This window comes from Sphingobium sp. HWE2-09 (assembly GCF_035989265.1).
Classification (GTDB): domain Bacteria; phylum Pseudomonadota; class Alphaproteobacteria; order Sphingomonadales; family Sphingomonadaceae; genus Sphingobium.
Map to the genome: position 1 here is coordinate 2469819 of NZ_JAYKZX010000003.1, position 16985 is coordinate 2486803.

Here is a 16985-nt window from a genome sequence, read left to right on the forward strand (position 1 = left end):
CGGACATATGAGTGGGGCATCTTCTTCTTCCGCTAGTCCGCAGCACGGGCTGACCGACCGACTGACCCGCTGGGCCAGGGGGTTTTCCGGCAAATCGGAAGAGGATGTCGCCGAAGAGGCGCAAAGGCCGCGCGGCGGCACCGCATCCAACCGGGAAATCAACCGGCGCAGGCAGCTATATGCCGATATCGGCGACTTCCTCTTCGCCCACGACCTCGATCTGACGCCGATCAATTTCAGCGTCGCGCTCGATTATCTGACCGGCGCTAATATCGGCGTCGAAAAGGCGATTAAGGCCGTGATGATGGAGCGGGGCAAGATCACCAATGGCTGGATCGAATCGATCGCGGCGGAACAGCGCGCCGACAAGGTCACCCCCGAATCCCTCGCAACGATGCTGGACAAGGTGGAGGAAAATCTCACCCAGTTCACCGGCCTGATGCATGAATCGCGCAATTCGGCGAAGGATTATGGCGCGGCCCTGCAGGAACAGGCCAAGGATCTGGGCGAAGGCCGCGACAATGAGCCGGTCCTCGCCCGCCTCGTCGGCCTGACCCGCTCGATGGTCGAAAAGACGCGCCAGGTCGAAACCCAGCTGCGCGACAATCAGCGCCAGACCCAGGCGCTCAAATCCAGCCTTGAAAATGCCCGCCGCGCCGCCGAACATGATCATCTGACCGGCCTGCCCAACCGCCGCGCCTTCGAAGGGGTGCTGGGCGAAGAGATGCAACAGGCCCGCGATCATGGCGAATCATTGTCCGTCGCCTTTTGCGACATCGACCATTTCAAGCTGATCAACGACACCCACGGCCATGACACCGGCGACCGGGTGCTCAAATTCGTCGCCGGTCTGCTGGCGAAGGCCTCCAACGACCGCTGCCATGTGGCGCGGCATGGCGGCGAAGAGTTCGTGATGCTGTTCCGCGGCAAGACCGCCGCCGAAGCGTGCGAAGCGGTGGACAGCGTGCGCGAGGATCTTGCCAACCGCAGCCTGGTCAACCGCACCAATGGCGAGCGGATGGACCGGGTCAGCTTTTCCGCGGGCGTCGCCAACGTGCTGATCTACGAAGACCCCCGCGCTGCCCTCAAGGCCGCCGACCGCGCGCTTTATCTCGCCAAGGAACATGGCCGCAACCGCGTCTATCTGGCCGCCGAAGTGGATTAACACACTGTTCCCCGGCGCAGGCCGGGTCCAGTTCCACGGCCTCAACTGGACCCCGGCCTACGCCGGGGAACGACATATCTGATTGCGACGGCTATCTAAGCCCCATCGCGTAACCTGAACCGCCCCTCAAAAATCCGGCTTTTCATAATGGGCAGGCGGGGTAATCACCTCCATCCGCTCCGACAGCAACGGCCGGAACGAAGGCCGCGATTTGAACCCGGCATACCAGCGCTTGACCGGCTCATGCCCCGCCCAGTCGATTCCGCCCAGATAATCCGCCACCGACAGATGCGCCGCCGCCGCGATATCCGCCAGGCTCAGTGTCCCGCCCGCCATCCAGCTGCGATGGTCGAGCAGATAATCCATATAATCCATATGGACGTTCGCCCGCTTCATCGCCTCGCGCAGGATGCGCGCGTCGGGCGGCGCGCGTTCGATCAGCCGCTTCTTCATCCGCTCGTGCAGCAGCGGCCCGACCACATCGCCATAGAAATTCTGGTCGAAAAAGGCGGTCAGCCGCCGCACTTCCGCGCGGCCCGCCGCCGTGCCGGAAATCAGCGGGAATTTCTCCACCGTCTCTTCGAAATATTCGCAGATCGCCTGGCTGTCGATCAGGGTCAGCCCCTTGTCCGCGTCCGCCATCACCGGCGTCGTCCCCGCCGGGTTCAGGTCCAGAAATTCGTCGCGCATCGCCCAGGGCGATTCCCGGACCAGATCATAGCCCACGCCCTTCTCGCCCAGGAGAAGCCGGACCTTGCGGGAAAAGGGGCAAAGCGGAAATTGATAAAGCAACCACATAGGCGATCCCTGTTAGGCCGACGCGCGACGTGGGGATAGCCGCAAAATGATGCGGTCATATCCGCCTGCCACGGCGATATCGTCCAAAGCGATGGCAAGATACGGCATGGTCCGGGCTTTCGATCCTGGCGGCGGCGCGATAGAAGAGACAGCAATAATGGTTTCGCGATGGAAAGGATGCCCGATGTCTGATGATTTCTTCCCCGTACCGGAGGATTGGGCGACACATGCGTTGATGGACCGGGCTGCGCGCGACGCGGACTATGCGCGCTCTATCACGGATAGCGACGCCTATTGGCTGGAACGGGCGCAGCGGCTGGACTGGATCACGCCGCCGACCAAGGCCGACGAAAGCAGCTTCGCGCAGGCCGATTTCGGCGTCAAATGGTTCGCCGACGGGGTGCTGAACGTCAGCGCCAATTGCATCGATCGCCATCTGGCGACCCGCGCGGACCAGACCGCGATCCTGTGGGAACCGGATTCGCCCGATGCGCAGCCGCGCCGCTACACCTACGCGCAACTGCATGAAGAAGTGTGCCGCTTCGCCAATGTGCTCAAAGCCGCCGGCGCCAAGAAGGGCGACCGCATCACCCTCTATCTGCCGATGATCCCGGAAGCCGCCTTCGCCCTGCTCGCCTGCGCCCGGATCGGCGCAGTGCACAGCGTCGTCTTCGGCGGCTTTTCGCCCGATGCCTTGGCGGGTCGCATCCAGGATTGCGATTCGACGCTGGTCGTCACCGCCGACGAAGGCCGCCGCGCAGGCAAGACCGTCCCGCTCAAGGTCAATGTCGACGCCGCGCTGGCCCATTGCCCCAGCGTCAAAAAAGTCGTGGTGGTGCAGGCCACCGGCGGCCCGGTGACGATGCAGGACGGCCGCGATGTATGGCTGCATGAGGAAGTCGCCAAAGTCGATGCCGACTGCCCGCCCGAACCGATGAACGCGGAAGACCCGCTGTTCATCCTCTATACCTCCGGCTCCACCGGCAAGCCAAAGGGCGTGCTGCACACGACCGGTGGCTATCTGCTCTGGGCGGCGCTGACGCACGAACTCTGCTTCGACTATCGCCCCGGCGACATCTACTGGTGCGCCGCCGATATCGGCTGGGTCACGGGCCACAGCTATATCGTATACGGCCCGCTGGCGAACGGCGCGACGACGCTGATGTATGAAGGCGTGCCCAACTACCCCACCCCCAGCCGCATCTGGGAAGTGGTCGACCGGCATCAGGTCCAGACCCTCTTCACCGCCCCCACCGCCCTGCGCGCGCTGATGAAGGAAGGCGACGATTTCGTCACCAAAACCAGCCGCGCGTCGCTGCGCCTGCTCGGCACGGTGGGCGAACCGATCAATCCGGAGGCCTGGCGCTGGTATCATAGCGTCGTCGGCGAAGGCCGCTGCCCGATCATCGACACCTGGTGGCAGACCGAAACCGGCGCGGCGATGATCGCGCCGACCCCAGGCGCGACCGATCTGAAACCCGGCTCCGCCACCTTCCCCATGCCCGGCGTCGTGCCGCAGATCGTCGATGCGGAGGGGCATGTGCTGGACGGCGCGGCCGAAGGCAATCTCGTCATCGCGCGCAGCTGGCCGGGCCAGATGCGCACCGTCTGGGGCGATCATGATCGTTTCTTCCAGACCTATTTCACCACCTTCCCCGGCAAATATACCACCGGCGATGGCGCCCGGCGCGACGCGGACGGCTATTACTGGATCACCGGCCGCGTGGACGACGTCATCAACGTGTCGGGCCACCGCATGGGCACCGCCGAAGTCGAAAGCGCGCTGGTGCTGCATGAAGCCGTTGCCGAAGCCGCCGTCGTCGGCTTCCCCCACGACATCAAGGGCCAGGGCATCTACGCCTATGTGACGCTCAACAGCGGGCAGGACGCCACGGACGACCTGCGCAAGACGCTGGTCAAATGGGTCCGCACCGAAATCGGCCCGATCGCCACCCCCGACGCCATCCAGTTCGCCCCCGGCCTGCCCAAGACCCGCTCAGGCAAAATCATGCGCCGCATCCTGCGCAAGATCGCGGAGGGCGAAGTGTCGGCCCAGGCGCTGGGCGACACCAGCACGCTGGCCGACCCGTCGGTAGTGGAAAATCTCGTCGCCAATCGTCAGGGATAAAGACCGCAACCTTTCCTGTCGTCATTGCGAGTGAAGCGCGGCAATGACGAAGAAGGGTTGAGAGCGGACTGTCGGGTTACTGCCCCGCCCGCTTGCGGGAGGGGCAGCGAGACTTAATGAGCGCAGCGAATTTAGTCGCAGCGGGGTGGGCCAACGCAACCTTGCGCTTGCCCACCCCCTAACCCCCTCCCGCCAGCGGGAGGGGGAATAACGTCGGCAACTGGTGTTCGCGGCCAACCCTCCCCCACAATCCGCCCCTAAACCATCTCGCCCGTCAGCAACCTCGGCAGCGCCCCCGATTGCCCCCGCGCCTCCGCCATGAAGCGCCCCTTGAGCGCCCCGCTGCGCTGCACCGCCGCCAGCCCCGCGCGGCGCACCAGCGACGGCAATTTCCCCGGCACGTCGAACAGCCGCACCAGCCCGTCCATCGCCACGCTAGTCATCATCGAATCCAGCCCGCGCCAGCGCTGGTACCGCGCCAGCAACTGCGCATCGCCCGGATCGAGGCCCAGCCGCATGCCCTCCACCAGCACCTCGACCAAGGCGGCGACATCGCGGAAGCCCAGGTTCACGCCCTGCCCGGCGATCGGATGGATCGCATGGGCGCTGTCACCCACCAGCGCGAGGCGCGTGTCGGTGATGCGCGCGGCATGGTGGAAGCCCAGCGGATAGGAGGACCGCGGCCCCGCCAGCTTGATCTCGCCCAAAAACCCGCCGATCCGCTTCTGCGCTTCGGCGAGCCACGCCCGCTCGCCCAGCTTCATCATCGCGGGCGCCTGCTCGGTCGGCACGGTCCACACCACGGCCGATCGCGTGCCCGGCAGCATCGGCAACAGCGCGAAGGGGCCGCCGACATAGAAAATCTCGTAAGCCGTATTGGCGTGCGGCACCTCATGGTCGATCGCGGTGACCATCGCGGTATGCTTATATTGCCAGCGGGTCGTGTTGATCCCCGCCGCCTCGCGCGTCGGGCTATTGCGCCCCTCCGCCGCGACCAGCAGCGCGCCATGGATGGTGACCCCGCTCGCCAGCGTCAGCGTGACGCCATCGGCATTGCGATCAACATGCACCGCCCGATCGGGCTGAAAACGGGTAAGGTTGGCGGCCTCGTCCGCGGTCCGCGCCAGCGCGACACGCAATGCGCGATTGGGCACCATCGTCCCCATCACGCCGTCATCGCCATCCGGCGCGAAATCCAGCGCGCCCGGCTCCAGCCCGTCGCTTACCCAGATACGGTCGATCGGGCAGCCCTTGCCCTCCAGATGCTTGCCCACGCCAATGGCGGTCATCATCGCATAGCTGGTCGAACTGATCGCCGACACGCGACCATCGAACCCCGCGGCAGTGACGTCCACCGGGTCGGCGGGATCGACCACGGCGCAGCGCACGCCATGCCCCGAAAGAGCGATCCCCAAGGTCAGGCCGACCAGCCCGCCCCCCAATATGACGACATCGAAGCGTTCCATGCGGGACTATCTAGGCGCTCGAACGGGGATTGGAAAGCGCCGCCGCGCGCTCTACGCCCGAAAGGACAGGGGTCGTCGGCGTAAAAATCCATGTACTCCCGCGAAGGCGCTGAAACGAGTCACTCGCCTCGTTTCAGCCTAGTTCCAGCGTCTGAACTGGACTCCCGCCTTCGCGGGAGTACACAGCCCTATAAACATCACACAGTCCGAACCCAGCCCGCCGGATCGGCCACCACGCCGCGCTGGATGCCCGTCAACTCAGCCCGCAGCGTCTCCGTCACCAAACCGCCATCGCCATTGCCGATGGTGAAGTCGCCGGTCGCGCTCTTGACCGTGCCGATCGCGGTGACGACCGCCGCCGTGCCGCAGGCGAAGGCTTCGCGCAGTCGCCCGCTGGCCGCATCGTCGCGCCACTGGGCAAAGCTGTATGGCTCCTCGCGCACGTCATGCCCCTTGGCGCGGGCCAGCGTAATGATCGAATTGCGGGTGATGCCGGGCAGGATGGTGCCCAGCGGCGGGGTGATGACGGCGCCATCATCCATCACGAAGAAGATGTTCATGCCGCCCAGTTCTTCGACCCACTTATTTTCGGCCGCGTCCAGAAACACGACCTGGTCGCACCCATGGCCGATCGCTTCCTTCTGCGCGACCAGGCTCGCGGCATAGTTGCCGCCGCATTTGGCCGCGCCGGTGCCGCCGCGCGCCGCGCGGGTATAATGTTCCGACACCCACAGGCTCACCGCCTTCTTGCCGCCCTTGAAATAGGCGCCGGCAGGAGACGCGATGACGCAGAAAATATATTCGTTGGACGGGCGGACCCCCAGAAACGCTTCGCTGGCGAACAGGAAGGGGCGCAGATACAGGCTGCCTTCGCCGCCCGGAATCCAGTCCGCGTCGATCTTCACCAGTTCCTCGATCGCTTCCAGGAACAGATCCTGCGGGATGACGGGCATCGCCAGCCGTTCGGCCGACTCCGCGAAGCGACGGGCATTTTCCTCCGGACGGAACATGGCGATGCTGCCATCTTCCAACCGGTACGCCTTCATCCCTTCGAAGATTTCCTGCGCATAATGCAGCACCGCGCAGGCCGGATCGAGCTGAAAGGGCGCGCGCGCCTCCACCTTGTGGCTGTGCCACCCCTGCCCTTCGGTATAGCGGATCGTCACCATATGGTCGGTGAAGATGCGGCCGAAGCCGGGATCTTCCAGCAGCACCGCGCGATCGTTCGCCGCCACAGCCTGGCTGTTACGGGTGACGGTGAAGCGCGACTTCTGCTCGGCGGCCATGGTGAGTCTCCTTATTCTGGCTCGGACGCAGCCGCCTATGTCACAGAGCGGGCAGCGAAACAATGGGTCATATATGCTGACCTACTTTGCCGAAAAGGGCCAGCGCCACGACGATGGCCTCTTCCCGCCGCCGGACGCCAAGGGTATCGCTAGTCCATGCATTTCTTCTCCGACAACGCGACCCCTCTCAGCCCCGCCGTCATGGCCGCCATCGCCGCCGCCGATCAAGCCGATCACGGCTATGACGGCGACCGGTGGAGCGCGCGGCTGGACGGCGCGTTCAGCGCCCTGTTCGACACGCCCGTCAGCGCGCTGTGGATCGCGACCGGCACGGCGGCGAACAGCATCGCGCTCGCCACGCTCTGCCCGCCCTATGGCGGCATACTCTGCCATGAAGAGGCGCATATCGTCGCCGACGAATGCGGCGCGCCGGGCTTCTTCACCCATGGCGCGACCCTGATGCCGCTGCCGGGCGACGGCGCGAAGCTGACGCCGCAAACCATCTCGGATCGCCTGAAGACGATCCGCCCCGACGTGCATCAGGCGCCCGCCCGCGCGATCAGCATCACCAACGCGACCGAATATGGGCTGGTCTATACCCCCGATGAGGTCGCCGCGCTGGGCGTCCTCGCCAAGGCCCACGGCCTGGGCTTCCACATGGACGGCGCGCGCTTCGCCAATGCGGTGGCGCATCTGGGCTGCGCGCCCGCCGACCTCACCTGGCGCGCCGGGATCGACGCCCTTTCCTTCGGCTGCGTCAAAAATGGCGGCATGATCGGCGAAGCGCTGCTTTTCTTCGGCGACGCCGCCCCCGCCCGCGCGGCAGAAGCGCAACGCTGGCGCAAGCGCTCGGGTCATCTCTTCTCCAAGGGCCGCTATCTCGCCGCGCAGATTTTGGCGATGCTGGACGGCGACTTGTGGCTGACCAATGCCCGCGCAGCCAATGCCGCCGCCCAAGCGCTGGCGCAGGCCGCCGCCGGACGACTGCTGCATCCGGTCCAGGCAAACGAACTGTTCGTGCGGCTGCGCGCGGACGAAGCCGCGACCCTGCGTGCGCAAGGTTTCGATTTCTACGACTGGGGCGATGGCGCGGCCCGGCTCGTCACCAACTGGGCGCAGGACGCAGTCAGCGTTGCACCCCTGGCAGAAGCGCTGCGCGTGCTCGACCATGGCTAAGGACAAGACAGGCGGCATCGTCCTGCCCTTCCTCCTAGTCGTCCTCATCTGGAGTTCGACCTGGATCGTCATCCGCGACCAGATCGGGTCGGTCCCGGCCAGCTGGTCGGTCTGCTACCGCTTCCTGCTCGGCGGCCTCGCCATGGCCGCCTTCGCCCGGATGCGCGGCGTATCGCTACGGATCGGCCGCGACGGCCTGCTCTACGCCGCGCTACTGGGCACGGCGCAATTCGTGCTGAACTTCAACTTCGTCTATCGCGCCGAACATTATCTGACCTCCGGCGTCGTCGCGGTCGTCTATGCGATGCTGCTCATCCCCAATTCGATCCTCGCCTGGTTGATCTTTCGCCAGCCTGTCAGCCGCGCCTTCATCGGCGGGTCGGCGGTGGCGGTGACGGGCATCATCCTGATGCTGCTACACGAATATCACGCCGCGCCATTGGAAACCGCCGGGGTCCGCCCCGACATGGTGCTGCTGGGCGCCGCCTTCGCCCTTGCCGGCCTCATGAGCGCCTCCGCCGCCAACGTCATGCAGGGCATGGACATCGCCCGCCGTCTGCCGATGATCGCGGTGCTGGCCTGGGCCATGCTGATCGGCGCGGGCGTGGATGCGCTCTTCGCCCTGGCAACGGTCGGCCCGCCGCAATTCGACCTGCGCTGGGGCTATGTCGCGGGCATCGCCTGGCTGGGCCTGGCCGGATCGGTGGTAACCTTTCCGCTCTATTTCACCCTGATCCAGCGCATGGGCGCAGGCCGCGCCGCCTATACCAGCGTGCTGATCCCGGTCATCGCCATGCTGATCTCGACGGTGATGGAGGGCTATCGCTGGAGCGCGCTCGCTATCGTCGGCGCGCTGCTGGCGATCGCCGGCATGGCCATCGCGCTGCGGTCGAAGGCGGCTTGAATCAAAATGCACCCACGCTCTCTGTTCCCCGGCGAAGGCCGGGGTCCAGTCCAGAGCGTTGAACTTGCCCTCGACCTTCGCCGGGGAACGCCAATGCCGCACCCCGAAGACGCTATCGACGCAGTGCGATATTAACGCGCGCCCGGTTGATACCGCCGCTTGGCGACATTCACCTTGTCGATCAGGCTGGCGATCGATGGCGCCGATGCGGCGGCGCGGTCGGGCGCGGCCATATGGGCCATCCGCTGGCTGAGCGCAGCAAACCGCGTGTCGATACGGGTCATGGATCATCCTTATAATGTGATGACCGCCTCTTCGCCCCATCCGGTTAACGACGCGTAAACCAGGCGACACCCCGCCTCACAGACAGGCGCGCAGCCCTTCGCAATAGGTCGGATAGCGCGGCGCCCACCCCAGCAATCGCTTCGCCCGCCCATTGGCGACCCGCCGGTTCTCGGCATAAAAGCCCCGCGCCATCGCCGACAGCGCCGCCTGCTCCACGGTCTGCATCCGCGGCCAGGCCCGCCCCAGCAGGTCGCACGCCGCCTCGATCACGGCATTCTGCGCACAGGGCAGATCATCGGACAGATTATAGATGCCCGGCGGCCCCGCATGGATCGACGCGATCACGCCTGCGACGATGTCATCGACATGCGCACGGCTGAATATCTGGCCAGGCAAGTCGATGCGATGCGCCTTCCCCTCCCGCACCCGGTCCAGCGCCGATCGCCACGGCCCATAGATGCCGGGCAAACGAAAGCGCCGCATGTCGCTACGCAACGCGCCCCAGTCGGCGTCGGCAGCCGCTCGCGCCATCCGCCGCCCCTGCCCGGTCGGACTGGCTTCATCCACCCAAGCCCCCGCCGCATCGCCATAGACGCCGGTCGAGGACAGATAGCCGCTCCACAGCGCAGGCGCGGCAGCGATGGCAGCGCCATAGCGGAGAAGGACGGGATCAGCCTCGCCCTCGGGCGGGACGGATGACAGAATATGGCTTGCCCCGGCAATCGCCGCGCGGACGGCGCTGTCGTCATCGAAGGCCAGCGTATCGGCGTCAGCGTTGCGGCGAACGCCGGTAACACGCCACCCTTCGCCGCGCAGGCGGTCGGCCAGACGGGAGGCGGTATAGCCCATGCCGAGGATCAACATATGCGGCATCCCGCTTCCTCTCACCATGTTCCCGCACCTTCCACGGTGTTCCCGCGCAGGCGGGAACCCTGCTCAGACGTCAGGACTGGGTTCCCGCCTGCGCGGGAACATGGCTGTCCTAGACCGTGAAACTCTCGCCGCAGCCGCAACTGCCCTTGGCGTTGGGATTGGCGAACACGAACCCGGCGGTGAAGTCATCCTCCACCCAGTCCATGGTCGATCCGATCAGATAGAGCACCGACGCGCCATCGATGTAGAGGACGCCGCCCGGCGTCTCGATCTTCTCGTCGAACGTCGCCTCTTCGCTCACATAATCGACCGAATAGGCCAGGCCCGAACAGCCGCGCTTGGGCGTCGACAGCTTCACGCCGATTGCCCCTTCCGGCGCTTGGCGCATCAATTCGGCAATGCGCGCCTGCGACGTCGCTGTCAGGATGACGGCGGCGGGGCGGGCGCGGGTCTTGGTCTGCACGTTGGTCATTCCAATATCCTCCCCCTCCCTGGAAGGGAGGGGCCGGGGGTGGCCGTTGCCACAGGCAACGGTTGATGTGATCGGACGGAGGCTCGCTTCGCTCGCCACCACCCCTTTAATCCCTCCCTGAAGGGAGGGGAAAACTAAAGCATCCCCAGTTCCAGCTTCGCCTCGTCGCTCATCTTTTGAGGATCCCATGGCGGATCCCAGACCAGGTTCACCTGCGCGTCGCCCACGCCCGGCACCGCGCCCACGCGCAGTTCGATTTCGCCCGGCATCGATTCGGCGACCGGGCAATGCGGCGTGGTCAGCGTCATGGTTATCACGGCATGACCGTCATCGGTGACGTCCACGCCATAGATCAGGCCCAGATCATAGATGTTGACCGGAATTTCCGGGTCGTAAATCTCCTTGAGCGCATCGATGATGGCGTCATAGAGATTGCCGCCCGGTTCGCCCGCAGGCGTTTCGACCGGCTTCTGCGCCAGAAACCCATCCAGATAGTCGCGCTGGCGCGGTGCGGCATCCGCCACATCCTCGACGCGCGCCTTGAGCGGCGCATCGACCGCGTCCACTTCTTCCACCACGATCTTGCGTTCCTGCGTCATCCGAAAATCTTCCTCACGCGTGCGATGCCCTTTACCAGCGCATCCACATCGCTCTCGTCGCTATATAGTCCAAAACTGGCCCGCGCGGTCGCCTCGACGCCCAGATGGTGCATCAGCGGCTGTGCGCAATGATGCCCGGCCCGGATCGCGACGCCCGTTTCATCCAATATGGTGCCGACATCATGCGGATGCACCCCCTCGACCTCGAAAGACAGGATGCCCGCGCTATCCTCCGGCCCGAAGACGCGGACGCTGTTGATATTCTCCAGCGCCGCCCGCGCCTTGCCCACCAGCGCACATTCATGCGCATGGATCGCGTCCAGCCCGATCGCCTGCACATAATCGATCGCCGCCGAAAGCCCGACCACGCCGGTGATATGCGGCGTCCCCGCCTCGAACCGCGTGGGTGCAGGGGCGTAGGTCGTCTTTTCGAACGTCACCTTGTCGATCATCGACCCGCCCCCCTGATAGGGCGGCATCGCGTCCAGCAGTTCGGCCCGCCCCCACAGCACGCCGATGCCGGTCGGGCCATAGAGCTTATGCGCGGAAAAGACGTAGAAGTCGCAATCCATCGCCTGAACATCGACCGCCAGCCGCGGCACCGCCTGGCACCCGTCGATCAGGATCTTCGCGCCCACCATATGCGCGATATCGGCCGCGCGGCGCACGTCCAGCACGCTGCCCAGCACGTTGGACACATGGGCCAGCGCCACCATCCGATGCCGGGGCGTAATCATCGCGCGCATCGCGTCCAGGTCGATCTTGCCATCGGCCGTCAGCGGCACGACGTCGATCGCCGCGCCGACCTTCTCCGCCACCATCTGCCACGGCACGATATTGCTATGATGTTCCAGCGTGGACAGCAGGATGCGATCGCCCGCCTGCAACTGCGTCCCCGCCCAGCATTGCGCGACCAGATTGATCCCCTCGGTCGCGCCGCGGACATACACGATCTCGCTGTCCGACTTGGCCCCGATAAAGCCCGCAACCTTCCGCCGCGCCGCTTCATAGGCCAGCGTCATATTCGCCGAGCGTTCATAGACGCCACGATGCACCGTCGCATAATCCGGCCCATAGGCCCGTGCGATCGCGTCGATCACGGCATTGGGCTTTTGCGCAGTGGCGGCGCTGTCGAGATAATGCCAGTCGCCCACACCGGGGAAATCGTGGCGGACCCCTATTAGCCCCTCCCTTTCAAGGGAGGGGTTGGGGTGGGTCGCGCGCGGAGCGCGCGCTGCAACGTCAGAGGTAGCTTCGCTGAAACCATCGCTCATACCAACGCCTCCAGCTTCGCGATCGCCGCCGCTTCCAGCCTATCCTTGACCGCCTCATCCGCGACATCATCGAACACGCCCGCGACGAAGGATCGCAGCAGCAATGTCTTCGCCGTCGCCGGGTCCATCCCCCGCGACGCCATGTAGAACAATGCCGCCTTGTCCAGTTCGCCGACCGTCGCGCCATGCGCGCATTTCACGTCGTCGGCGAAGATTTCCAGCTCCGGCTTGGCGTTCGCCGTCGCGGTCCGGTCCAGCAGCATCGCCTTGACCGACTGGAACGCATCGGTCCGCTGCGCATCGCGCGCGACATTGATGCTGCCCAGATAACTGCCGGTCGCGCGGCCACCCAGGATCGACCGGATCGTCTGCCCGCTGGTCGAATCCGGCTTGGCATGCGTCACCGACGTGATGATCTCCAGCGTCTGGTCCCCGCCACCCAATATCGCGCCATTCAATTCGAAATGCGCGCGACTGCCCAACGTCACATGAAAGGTCACCCGCCCCAGCTTGCCGCCGATATTGAGCACATGAAAATCGCACCGCGCCCCGTCGGCGATGGTGATGACATAATCATGCACCGCCGCCGCGTCCTCAGCCGCATCCTGCAACAGATGATGGCGCACGGCATCGCCTTCCGCGACATCGATCCGCGTCGGCGCAGGCAGCGGCCAAATCGTGGCGACAGCCTCCACATCGCTATAGCGCCAATCTTCCTGACGGCGCGTCGGCAAAGCAAGGGCGGTCACAGGCGCAACCCCTCCGCGTCGCCGCGTCTCCGCGCGAACAGAGTCATCTCACGCGGAGACGCGGAGACGCGGAGCGACAGGATGATGCCTGCGGCGCTCATGCGGCGACCACCTCGGCATAACCTTCACGCTCCAGTTCCAGCGCCAGTTCCGGCCCACCCGACTTCACGATCCGGCCCCCGGCCAGCACATGCACATAGTCGGGCTTCACATAATCGAGCAGCCGCTGATAATGGGTGATCAGCAGCACCGCCTTGTCGGGACGGCGCATGATCGCATTGATCCCAGCCCCCACGATCTTGAGCGCGTCGATGTCCAGGCCGCTGTCCGTTTCGTCCAAAATCGCCAGCTTGGGATCGAGAATCCCCATCTGCACCATTTCCGCGCGCTTCTTCTCGCCACCCGAAAAGCCGACATTCACCGGCCGCTTGAGCATTTCCATGTCGAGGCCCAGCAGCCCGGCCTTTTCCTTGGCCAGGCGGATGAACTCGCCGCCATTGAGTTCCTTCTCGCCCCGCGCCCGCTTCTGCGCATTCAGGCTCTCGCGCAGAAATTGCAGGTTGGACACGCCGGGAATCTCGACCGGATATTGGAAGCCCAGAAACAGCCCCGCCGCCGCCCGCGCATGCGGCTCCATGTCGAACAGGTCCGCGCCGTCGAACGTCGCGCTGCCGCCCGTCACATCATAACCCGGCCGCCCGCCCAGCGTATAGGCCAGCGTCGATTTGCCTGCGCCGTTCGGCCCCATGATCGCATGGATTTCGCCCGCGTTGATGGTCAGCGACAATCCCTTCAGGATCGCCTTGCCGTCAATGTCGTTGGTCAGTTGGTCGATGTTAAGCATCTCTTATCCTTCATGCGCGCGCTGGAGCGTCCGCGCGGTCCAGAACGCCATGTCGCGCACATCGCCCGGCGCGGGGAACAGCGTGTCGATATGCCGCTTGATCGGCATATAGGGCCACCAGTCGGCCCCCTCTTCCGGCGCGCCCTTTTCCAGCAACGCCACGACGAACTCGCTGACCGGACCCATGCGGGCCAGGTTGGGCGCCTTCGCTTTGTGAAACGCCTTGTCCTTGCGCAGCTTCTCGGTCATCGCCGCGTCGGCCTTTTGCAGCGCCTCGCGACTGGTCGCCTCATAGGCGTCGAGGTCGCCGAAATCGGCGCGCGCACGCGGCTCCAGCTCGCCTTCTTCCAGCTCATAATCCTCGGTCAGGATCCGGATCGCGGCGGTCCATGACTGGCCATTACCGACATCCTCCGCAAAATCCGCGAGGGCATCCTGAATATCGTCTTCGTCGCTCATTCGGTAAAGTCTCTTGTTGTCTGAAGCCCCTCCCCTTCAGGGGAGGGGTTGGGGTGGGGACTGTGCCAGCGATCTGGCGCGGCATCTAAAATAGCCAGCAACCTCGCGCAGACACCTTCCAAATTCGTGATCACGTCGTCATTCCCGAAGCGGATGACATGATAGCCCAGCTCGCTCAGCCGACAATCACGCTCGATATCCGAACCATCCACATGCGTATCGCCGTCGATTTCAACGATGACGGCTTTTTGCGAGCAGAGAAAATCAGCGACGGCATAACCAATGACAGCCTGTCGCCGAAATTTATAGCCACCCAATTTAGACCCCGACAGCGCGCGCCAAAGCCGCTTCTCCGGCTCGGTCGGATCACGCCGCATCGTTTGCGCGCGATCCCGCATTGTAGAAAGCTGCCGCACCGACAGCCCCCACCCCCGGCCCCTCCCCTGAAGGGGAGGGGAGTCCATGGGTTGCCCCTTGTCGATCACCCCACACTGCCTTCAAGCGAAATCCCCAGCAGCTTCTGCGCCTCGACCGCAAACTCCATCGGCAGCTGCTGCAACACCTCCCGCGCAAACCCGTTCACGATCAGCGACACCGCGCTTTCCGCATCCAGCCCGCGCTGCATCGCATAGAAGAGCTGGTCGTCGCTGATCTTGCTCGTCGTCGCCTCATGCTCGATCTGCGCGCTGGGATTACGCACCTCAATGTACGGCACAGTATGCGCGCCGCACTGGTCGCCCAGCAGCAGCGAATCGCACTGGGTGAAGTTGCGCACCCCCTCCGCGCCCGGCGCCACGCGCACCAGCCCGCGATAGGTGTTGTTCGACCGCCCGGCCGAAATCCCCTTCGACACGATGGTCGATCGCGACCCCTTGCCGTTATGGATCATCTTGGTCCCGGTGTCGGCCTGCTGGCGATTGTTGGTCAGCGCGACCGAGTAAAACTCGCCCACGCTATTCTCGCCGTTCAGCACGCAGGACGGATATTTCCACGTGATCGCGGACCCGGTTTCCACCTGCGTCCAAGAAACCTTGGAGTTGCGACCCTGGCATAGCGCGCGCTTGGTCACGAAATTATAGATGCCGCCCTTGCCCTCCGCATCACCGGGATACCAGTTCTGCACGGTCGAATATTTGATCTCCGCATCATCCAGCGCGACCAGTTCCACCACCGCGGCGTGCAACTGATTCTCGTCGCGCATCGGCGCGGTGCAGCCCTCCAGATAGGAGACGTAAGATCCTTCGTCCGCGACGATCAACGTCCGCTCGAACTGCCCGGTATTCTCCGCATTGATCCGGAAATAGGTGCTCAACTCCATCGGGCAGCGCACGCCCTTGGGGATGTAAACGAACGTCCCGTCCGAAAAGACCGCGCAGTTCAACGTCGCGAAATAATTGTCGTGCATCGGCACGATCTTGCCCAGCCACTTGCGGATCAGGTCGGGATACTCCCGCACCGCTTCGCTGATCGAGCGGAAGATGACCCCCGCCTCCTCCAACTCCTTGCGAAAAGTCGTGGCGACGGAGACCGAATTGAACACCGCGTCCACCGCAACCCGGCGCGATCCCTTCACCCCGGCCAGCACTTCCTGCTCTGCGATGGGGATGCCCAGCTTCTTGTACGTCGCCAATATCTCCGGATCGACCTCATCGAGCGAATCCAGCTCCACCTTCTTCTTCGGCTCGGCGTAATAATAGGCGTCCTGATAATCGATCGGCGGGACGTTCAGCTTCGCCCAGTCCGGCGGCGTCATCGTCTTCCACATCGCAAACGCCTTCAACCGCCAATCGAGCAGCCATTGCGGCTCCTTCTTCTTGGCGGAAATGAAGCGGACCGTATCCTCGTTCAGCCCCTTGGGCGCGAAATCCTGCTCGATCGCCGACGACCAGCCATGTTCGTAGGTGGAGGCGCGATCGGCCGCCTCCTGCGCTTCCTGGTTGCGAACGGTGGTTGCTTGTTCGGTCATGCCATTTCTCTACTCAGGCTGGCGATCGTCACGCCGGCCAGGGCGGATCGGATCGCTTCATTGGCCACATTCATATGCGGGCGGATGCGGCAATCGGTTTCCAGGTTGCAATCATGCGCGCCCAGTTCGTTGCATGCGGTCATGGCGATCGGCCCTTCGACCGCCTCGACCACATCGGCCAGCGTGATCATCGCAGGCGGGCGCGACAGCCGCACCCCACCACCAGTGCCCCGGCTCGATTCGAGCAGCCCCGCCGCCGACAAGCGACTCACCAGCTTCTGCGCGGTGGGCAGCGGAATGCCGGTTTCGGCGCTCAGCGTGGTCGCATTCATCTTCGCCGCCCCGCAATGACGCGCGGCGGCGGACATCATGACGACCGCATAATCGGCGAAGCTCGATAATTTCATATCAAATTGCGAACCATTCTCAAATCGGACCGATTCCATCCGATTGAGCGCATGTGGTCGTGCGGGCGCGGATAATCAAGGCGTTTTTGCTGCGGAACGCCGTAAACTAACCCGCTTCCCCTATATCCGTTCGG

18 protein-coding genes are annotated in these 16985 nt (G+C 64.5%); 4 read left to right on the forward strand and 14 right to left on the reverse strand.

From position 1 onward, the window contains the following. Nucleotides 1–7 precede the first annotated feature (7 nt). Nucleotides 8–1165: a GGDEF domain-containing protein gene (locus U5A89_RS17510; protein ID WP_338162305.1), complete on the forward strand. Its 1158-nt coding sequence runs from the start codon at nucleotides 8–10 to the stop codon at nucleotides 1163–1165. 126 nt (nucleotides 1166–1291) lie between these two features. Here the strand turns inward: U5A89_RS17510 and U5A89_RS17515 are convergent, their stop codons facing one another. Then, nucleotides 1292–1963 (reverse strand): glutathione S-transferase family protein, encoded by a 672-nt coding sequence (locus U5A89_RS17515; RefSeq protein ID WP_338162306.1) that lies wholly within the window; start codon nucleotides 1961–1963, stop codon nucleotides 1292–1294. A 184-nt stretch (nucleotides 1964–2147) separates the two neighbouring features. Between U5A89_RS17515 and acs the strand changes: the two genes are divergently transcribed. Then, nucleotides 2148–4091, forward strand: a complete 1944-nt coding sequence (gene acs / locus U5A89_RS17520; RefSeq protein ID WP_338162307.1) for an acetate--CoA ligase — start codon at nucleotides 2148–2150, stop codon at nucleotides 4089–4091. A 257-nt stretch (nucleotides 4092–4348) separates the two neighbouring features. Here acs and U5A89_RS17525 read toward each other — a convergent pair whose 3' ends face one another. Continuing rightward, nucleotides 4349–5557, reverse strand: coding sequence for an FAD-dependent monooxygenase (locus U5A89_RS17525; protein WP_338162308.1), 1209 nt, complete (start codon nucleotides 5555–5557; stop codon nucleotides 4349–4351). A gap of 197 nt (nucleotides 5558–5754) precedes the next feature. Further along, complete coding sequence (locus U5A89_RS17530) at nucleotides 5755–6843, reverse strand: branched-chain amino acid aminotransferase (RefSeq protein WP_338162309.1); 1089 nt, start codon at nucleotides 6841–6843, stop codon at nucleotides 5755–5757. A gap of 156 nt (nucleotides 6844–6999) precedes the next feature. On the opposite strand from U5A89_RS17530, the gene U5A89_RS17535 reads away from it, so the two are divergent. Next, entirely contained in the window at nucleotides 7000–8019 is a 1020-nt protein-coding gene (locus U5A89_RS17535) for a threonine aldolase family protein (protein ID WP_338162310.1), read from the forward strand. Then, the gene (locus U5A89_RS17540; RefSeq protein WP_338162311.1) at nucleotides 8012–8923 is read left to right on the forward strand and encodes a DMT family transporter; all 912 of its coding nucleotides are present in this window, start codon (nucleotides 8012–8014) and stop codon (nucleotides 8921–8923) included. Before U5A89_RS17535 ends, U5A89_RS17540 begins: the two co-directional genes overlap by 8 nt. Nucleotides 8924–9054: 131 nt before the next feature. Here U5A89_RS17540 and U5A89_RS17545 read toward each other — a convergent pair whose 3' ends face one another. From U5A89_RS17545 to U5A89_RS17595, 11 genes are all read right to left on the reverse strand, one after another. Then, nucleotides 9055–9207 (reverse strand): hypothetical protein, encoded by a 153-nt coding sequence (locus U5A89_RS17545; RefSeq protein WP_338162312.1) that lies wholly within the window; start codon nucleotides 9205–9207, stop codon nucleotides 9055–9057. A 76-nt stretch (nucleotides 9208–9283) separates the two neighbouring features. Continuing rightward, nucleotides 9284–10081 (reverse strand): Rossmann-fold NAD(P)-binding domain-containing protein, encoded by a 798-nt coding sequence (locus tag U5A89_RS17550; RefSeq protein ID WP_338162313.1) that lies wholly within the window; start codon nucleotides 10079–10081, stop codon nucleotides 9284–9286. A gap of 109 nt (nucleotides 10082–10190) precedes the next feature. Then, nucleotides 10191–10553 carry a HesB/IscA family protein gene (locus U5A89_RS17555; RefSeq protein ID WP_338162314.1) on the reverse strand — a complete coding sequence of 121 codons (363 nt, stop codon included), beginning with the start codon at nucleotides 10551–10553 and terminating at the stop codon, nucleotides 10191–10193. A 134-nt stretch (nucleotides 10554–10687) separates the two neighbouring features. Further along, nucleotides 10688–11152, reverse strand: a complete 465-nt coding sequence (locus U5A89_RS17560; protein ID WP_338162315.1) for an SUF system Fe-S cluster assembly protein — start codon at nucleotides 11150–11152, stop codon at nucleotides 10688–10690. Beyond that, on the reverse strand, nucleotides 11149–12333 hold the full coding sequence (locus U5A89_RS17565) for a cysteine desulfurase (RefSeq protein ID WP_338163098.1): 1185 nt from the start codon (nucleotides 12331–12333) through the stop codon (nucleotides 11149–11151). The genes U5A89_RS17560 and U5A89_RS17565 overlap by 4 nt, the downstream gene beginning before the upstream one ends. Before the next feature lie 89 nt (nucleotides 12334–12422). After that, complete coding sequence (locus U5A89_RS17570; RefSeq protein ID WP_338162316.1) at nucleotides 12423–13175, reverse strand: SufD family Fe-S cluster assembly protein; 753 nt, start codon at nucleotides 13173–13175, stop codon at nucleotides 12423–12425. 97 nt (nucleotides 13176–13272) lie between these two features. Then, nucleotides 13273–14019, reverse strand: coding sequence for a Fe-S cluster assembly ATPase SufC (sufC, locus tag U5A89_RS17575; protein WP_338162317.1), 747 nt, complete (start codon nucleotides 14017–14019; stop codon nucleotides 13273–13275). 3 nt (nucleotides 14020–14022) lie between these two features. Beyond that, on the reverse strand, nucleotides 14023–14478 hold the full coding sequence (locus U5A89_RS17580; protein WP_338162318.1) for a hypothetical protein: 456 nt from the start codon (nucleotides 14476–14478) through the stop codon (nucleotides 14023–14025). Further along, nucleotides 14475–14963, reverse strand: a complete 489-nt coding sequence (locus U5A89_RS17585) for an endonuclease domain-containing protein (protein WP_338162319.1) — start codon at nucleotides 14961–14963, stop codon at nucleotides 14475–14477. Before U5A89_RS17585 ends, U5A89_RS17580 begins: the two co-directional genes overlap by 4 nt. Next, nucleotides 14960–16444 carry a Fe-S cluster assembly protein SufB gene (sufB, locus tag U5A89_RS17590; RefSeq protein WP_338162320.1) on the reverse strand — a complete coding sequence of 495 codons (1485 nt, stop codon included), beginning with the start codon at nucleotides 16442–16444 and terminating at the stop codon, nucleotides 14960–14962. Before sufB ends, U5A89_RS17585 begins: the two co-directional genes overlap by 4 nt. Then, nucleotides 16441–16851 (reverse strand): RrF2 family transcriptional regulator, encoded by a 411-nt coding sequence (locus U5A89_RS17595; protein ID WP_338162321.1) that lies wholly within the window; start codon nucleotides 16849–16851, stop codon nucleotides 16441–16443. Before U5A89_RS17595 ends, sufB begins: the two co-directional genes overlap by 4 nt. Between the last annotated feature and the right edge of the window lie 134 nt (nucleotides 16852–16985).